Below are 5,248 nucleotides of genomic sequence, written 5' to 3'. Positions count from 1 at the left end.
CTGCAGAGGGCAGCGGCGGCGTCTGGGGCGTCGGCAGGCTGGCTGCGGCAGGCAGCGTGGCATCGTCAAAGGGCAGCAGCCGCAGGGCGGGCGTGGCAGCGGGCGAGGTGGGGGCGTCGGCAGGCGGCTGGATCAAGGCGGTCATGCCGGCCGGGGGGCAACGTGCGTGCCGCGGCACCGGTGGCCTGGCGTCGTGGTCGCGGTGCATGCTGCGCGACCGCGACGTCACATCCCCCTAGTTCGTCGTCAGAGCTGTCCGGCAGCGGTCGCAATTTCTTGTTGCAATTGCGCCAGGCGTGCGCGCCGCTCAACAGGAGGAGCCCCCTTGTCGCATGTCTCCGCGCAGGACCGGCCGGTCCCCGCAGCATCAACACCTCCCGCGTCTTCCAACCTCACGCAGTGCGTCGAAAGCCTCTATGACGCCGTGGGGGACGACCAGCGCTTCCGCTCGGCGCTGGGCGGCTTTTGCGCGCACTTCGACGCGGCGGGCGCCATCTACCTGCTGCCGCCCAGTGAGCAGGGCGCCGACACGGTGGCCACCGAGGTGGTGCCGCCTGCCTTGCTCACCGAGTACCAGAGCCACTTCTTCGCGCACGACAGCTGGCGTCTGGCCGGGCAGGCGCAAGGCCTGGTGGTGCCCGGCTTCGTCGCACGCGGCTGCGACCTGGTCGACCCCGAGGTGCTGCGGCTGTCTTACTTCTGGCGCGAGTTCCTGGTGCCTTGCCAGACCAAGGACGTGCTCACCGGCGTGATTCCGCCGCCCGAGCCGGACGGGCAGCACTGCGCCTTCGTCAGCTTTCTGCGCTCGCATGCGCAGCCCGGCTGGTTCGACCAGGCGCTGGTGCAGCGCCTGCGCGAGGTGCTGCCCGACCTGGGCCGTGCGCTGCGCCTGCACCGCCGGCTGGCGCCGCAGGTGGCGCTGGCGCACACGCTCGAAGGCATGTTCGAGCAGCTGGACGTGCCGATGCTGTTCCTCGACCGCCGTGGCCAGTTGCTGCGGGCCAACCGGCAGGCGCTGGCGGCCTGCCAAAAGGCCCAGGCCTTGCGGTGCACCGCGGCCGGCAGCCTGATGGCGCGCACCCACCTGGGCTGGCAGCCCCTGTCGCGGCTGATGGCCGGGCTGGATCAGGCGCCCACCGTGCGGCACATGCTGGTGGGCGAAGGTGACATGCCGCTGGCCTTGACGCTGCGCCAGGTGCATGGCCCGGCGCCTGCGCTGCTGGCCGGTACCGACGACGACACGGTGCATGCGGTGGCCACCCTGCGCGCCGCTCCGGCCGACGTGCTGGCGTCACTGGCCCGGCACTACGGCCTGACGCCGGCCGAGGTGCGCGTGGCGCGCCAGGTGCTGGACGGCCTGCCGGCCGAGCGCATCGCCGAGCTGTCGGGCATCAAGGTGTCCACCGTGCGCACGCACATCGGGCACCTGCTGGCCAAGACCGGCGCCCGGCGGCAGACCGAACTGGTGGCCCGGCTGCGCGGCGCCGCAGCGGGCATCAGCGCCTGACGCGCCCTGCCGGTTGGCAGGCGCGGCTCAACCCGCCGGCTGCGCCGTGGCCAGGGCCTGTTCCACCTCGGCGAACAGCACGGCCGGCTCCACCGGTTTGCTCAGCACCTTCAGGCCCGCCTCCTTGGCCGCTTCCAGCCGCGACGCATAGCCGGTGACCAGGATGACCTTCAGCGCAGGGCGCAGCGTGCGCATCTTCAGTGCGAACTGGATGCCGTCCATGCTGCCGGGCATGGCCACGTCGGACACCACCACCGCGTAGCTGGGCGCATCGCCCGCCGTGATGGCCGCCAGCGCGCCGTCGGCATGGGGCGCCCGGTCGACCTGCAGCCCGGTGGAGGCCAGCACCGCCGCATAGGTGGCGGCCACTTCCTCGTTGTCTTCCACCAGCAGCGCACGGCCGTGCAGGGTGGGCGCGCTGTCGGCCACGACGCCACCCGGCTGCGTCGACGGCCTCACGGTGGCGGGCAGCGTCATCGTCACCGTGGTGCCCTGGCCGGGCACGCTGTCGATGGTGGCGCTGCCGCCGGCCTGCACGCAGAAGCCGTGCACCTGGCTCAGGCCCAGGCCGGTGCCCTTGTCCTGCGGCTTGGTGGTGAAAAAGGGCTCGAAGGCCTTGCGCGCCACCTCGGGGCTCATGCCGGTGCCGCTGTCGCGCACCCGGATGCTGACCCGGCCCGGGCCGTCCGCCGAAGGCGGCGTGTCGGTGATCACCTCGATGTGCAGGCTGCCGCCCTGCGGCATGGCGTCGCGCGCATTGACCGCCAGGTTGATCAGCGCCAGCTCCAGCTCGGCGGTGTCGGCCAGCACCGGCATCACCTCGGGCGGCACCTGCAGCGCCAGCGTGACGCGCGCGCCCAGCGTGGTCTTGAGCAGGCTGGCCACCGCGGGCAGCCAGTCCTGCAGCACCACCGGCTCGGGGTTGATCGCCTGCCGCCGCGAGAACGACAGCAACTGCCGCGTCAGCCGCACGCCCGACGCGGTGGCCCGGCCGATGGCCTGCAGCGGGCGGCCTTCGGCCATCTCGGGGTACAGCCGCCGCAGCAGGTGCACGTTGCCGTTGACGATGGCCAGCAGGTTGTTGAAGTCGTGCGCCACGCCGCCGGTCAGGTGCGCCAGCGCTTCCAGCTTCTGCGACTGCAGCGCCGCCTGTTCGGCCTGGGCCCGCAGCCGGATTTCCTCGCGCAGCGCCACTGCCACGGCGGCTTCGTTGCGCGTCTTTTTCAGCGCCACGAAGGACACGTACACCAGCCCCAGCGTCACCGGCCCCAGCACCGCCGCCAGCAGGCCGATGAAGCGCTTCCAGCTTTGCAGGATGGCCTGCTCCGACAGTGAGGTGGACACGTACACCGGCAGCTGACCCACCCGCTGGAAGGCGGCCAGGCGCTGCTGCCCGTCGATGCCCGAGACACCGAACAACACGCCGCTGGCCACGCCTTGGCGGGCCGGCGCCACCAGCGGGCTGGACGAAGGCAGGCTGGGCACCGCCTTGTCCGGCCGCGGCCAGCGCGTGAGCACCTGCCCGTCCTGCAGGTACAGCAAGAAGGTGTTGAGCCCCGGCTCCTGCGTGGCCAGCGAGCTGTAGAACTCCTCGAAGTAGCTGGGCGACAGGCTCACCGAGATCACGCCGGCGAAGCGGCCATCCGGCGCGCCGCGGCGCAGCACCAGGCTGAAGATCGGCTTGCGCTGCAGCTTGCCTTCCACCACGCTGGTGATCTTGAGGGTGTCGCCGGCGGCGATCTGCTGGAACCAGGGCCGGTCGAGCGCCGAGGGGCCGGCCGGCACCGGGTAATGGGTGCTGCTGGCCACCGGTTCGCCATTGGCACTCCAGATCGACACCCCGGCGATGGCGCGCTGGCCTTCCACCACGTCGGCCAGCCGGCGGTAGATGGCGGCTTCGTTGTCGCGCACCTCCACGTCGTCGTGGCCGGCGATGCTGTCGGCCAGCCGCGCCATGTGCTCGGCGGTGCCCAGGGCCTGGCCAGCATGGCGCTCCAGCACCGCCACCACCCGCTTCACGCTGGCGTCGGCGTCCTGGAAGGCGCGCTGATAGCCCCACCAGGCGGCCGCCAGGAAGATGGTGAGCGGAATCGCCGCCGCGCCCCACAACACGGTCTTGAGCCAGCGCGTCAGCGGTGTCTCGCCATGGTCGGCCAGGCCCGAGCGCAGGCCGCTGGCGCCATCACTGCGGGCGCTGCGCAGGCGGCCGCACAGCAGCGCGGTGATCAGCGCCGCGACCGCAAAGGCGCCGATCTGCAGCGGCTGGTCGGCAGGCGCCACCTGGGGCGGCAGCCCGGGCACCCACGTGGCCGCCGCGCACACCGCCGCCGCCAGCGCGCCGGGCCCGCCACCCAGCCGCACCGCCACGATGGCGCAGGCGGGCAGGGCCAGCAGAAAAGGCAGCGCATCGCCCAGCACCGGCTGCATCAGCGCCCGTGCCAGCACCGCTATCAGGCCGGCGGCGATGGCCTGGCTCCAGCGCGACTGCGCGAGGCGGGTCCAGGGGCTGCGCCGGTCAGGGGGCATGGGGTCCATTCACTGCTGGGTGGCTGCGCATGCTAGCCGGTGAGGGGCCAGCCGGCTGCAGTACGCGACCGGGTATCCCGATTGCCCCGCTCACCGCATGCCCCCGACTTCCTCACCCACTGCCACCGCTCTGAACGCCGATGCGGCGCGTGTCCGCCCCGCTCCGTGGGCCGCCCGCTTGCGTCGCTGGCTGGGCTGGGCGGTGGTGCTGGGCGGCCTGGCGGCGGCGCTGGACCTGCTGCTGCAGGCGCCTTTCATGGGCGATCCGCGGGTGCATGGCGCGCTGCTGGGCGGCAGCATGGCGGCGCTGGCCACCGCGCTGGGCACGGTGCCGGTGCTGCTGTCGCAGCAGTTTTCGCAGCGGGCCAACGACTCGATGCTGGGTTTCGGCGCGGGGGTGATGCTGGCGGCCTGTTCGTTCTCGCTCATCATCCCGGCGCTGGCGGCGGCCAGGGGGCAGGGCGCCGGGCCGTGGCAGGCGGGCGGCATGGTGGGCGCGGGGCTGCTGCTGGGCGCGGCGGGCCTGATGCTGATGGACCGGCTGGTGCCGCATGAGCACTTCGTCAAGGGCCTGGAAGGGCCGCGCCGCGACACCACGCGTCGGGCCTGGCTGTTCGTCACCGCGATCGCGCTGCACAACCTGCCCGAGGGCCTGGCCATCGGCGTGGGGTTCGGCGGGTCTGACCACATCGGCGCACAGGCGCTGGCCACCGGCATCGCCATCCAGGACGTGCCGGAGGGCATGGTCATCGCGCTGGCCTTGCGCGGCGTGGGCTACAGCAAGCTGGTGTCGGTGGGCCTGGGCATCGCCTCCGGCCTGGTGGAGCCGGTGGGCGCGGTGTTCGGCGCCGCGCTGGTAAGCCTGGCCACCGGGTTGCTGCCCTGGGGCCTGGCGGCTGCGGCGGGGGCGATGCTGTTCGTCATCAGCCACGAGATCATTCCCGAGTCGCACCGGCAGGGGCATGAGAAGGCGGCGACGACGGGCCTGATGATCGGCTTCGTCTTGATGATGCTGCTGGACACCGCTCTCGGCTAGCCTGCTTCCTTCAACATCGTCTGCGTGATCGCGCGGCCGATCTGCTCGAACATCTCGCCGGCCTGCTTGTTCTCATCCAGGCCTTCGGCGCAGGTGGCCACCACGATGGCCTGGCGGCCGCCGTCCTGCGGGTGGATCACACCCATGTGGCAGGCGCGGCGGTGCTGGGTGCCGGTCTT

At 72.4% G+C, this 5,248-nt stretch carries 3 protein-coding genes and 1 pseudogene; 2 read left to right on the top strand and 2 right to left on the bottom strand.

The features are described 5' to 3' along the window. Positions 1-325: 325 nt before the first annotated feature. Positions 326-1,507, top strand: coding sequence for a helix-turn-helix transcriptional regulator (locus ABNT58_RS03885; RefSeq protein WP_348752199.1), 1,182 nt, complete (start codon positions 326-328; stop codon positions 1,505-1,507). A 27-nt stretch (positions 1,508-1,534) separates the two neighbouring features. Here the strand turns inward: ABNT58_RS03885 and ABNT58_RS03880 are convergent, their stop codons facing one another. Continuing rightward, positions 1,535-4,042: an ATP-binding protein gene (locus ABNT58_RS03880; protein ID WP_348752198.1), complete on the bottom strand. Its 2,508-nt coding sequence runs from the start codon at positions 4,040-4,042 to the stop codon at positions 1,535-1,537. Positions 4,043-4,211: 169 nt separating this feature from the next. Here ABNT58_RS03880 and ABNT58_RS03875 point away from each other — a divergent pair, with 169 nt between their 5' ends. Continuing rightward, complete coding sequence (locus tag ABNT58_RS03875; RefSeq protein ID WP_348752197.1) at positions 4,212-5,069, top strand: ZIP family metal transporter; 858 nt, start codon at positions 4,212-4,214, stop codon at positions 5,067-5,069. Here the strand turns inward: ABNT58_RS03875 and ABNT58_RS03870 are convergent. Continuing rightward, positions 5,066-5,248: pseudogene (locus ABNT58_RS03870) on the bottom strand (serine hydrolase); the annotation flags it as partial. The gene ABNT58_RS03875 and the pseudogene ABNT58_RS03870 overlap by 4 nt on opposite strands.

The sequence above is a fragment of the uncultured Aquincola sp. genome, from assembly GCF_964001545.1.
Classification (GTDB): domain Bacteria; phylum Pseudomonadota; class Gammaproteobacteria; order Burkholderiales; family Burkholderiaceae_C; genus Aquincola.
The sequence above is the reverse complement of the archived record's forward strand: the minus strand, read 5'-3'. Positions and strand labels throughout refer to the sequence as shown.

What these genes read in the sequence shown, in the direction of transcription:
- ABNT58_RS03880 (WP_348752198.1), bottom strand. Translation starts at nt 4,042, where the DNA reads ATGGACCCCATGCCCCCTGACCGGCGCAGCCCCTGGACCCGCCTCGCG.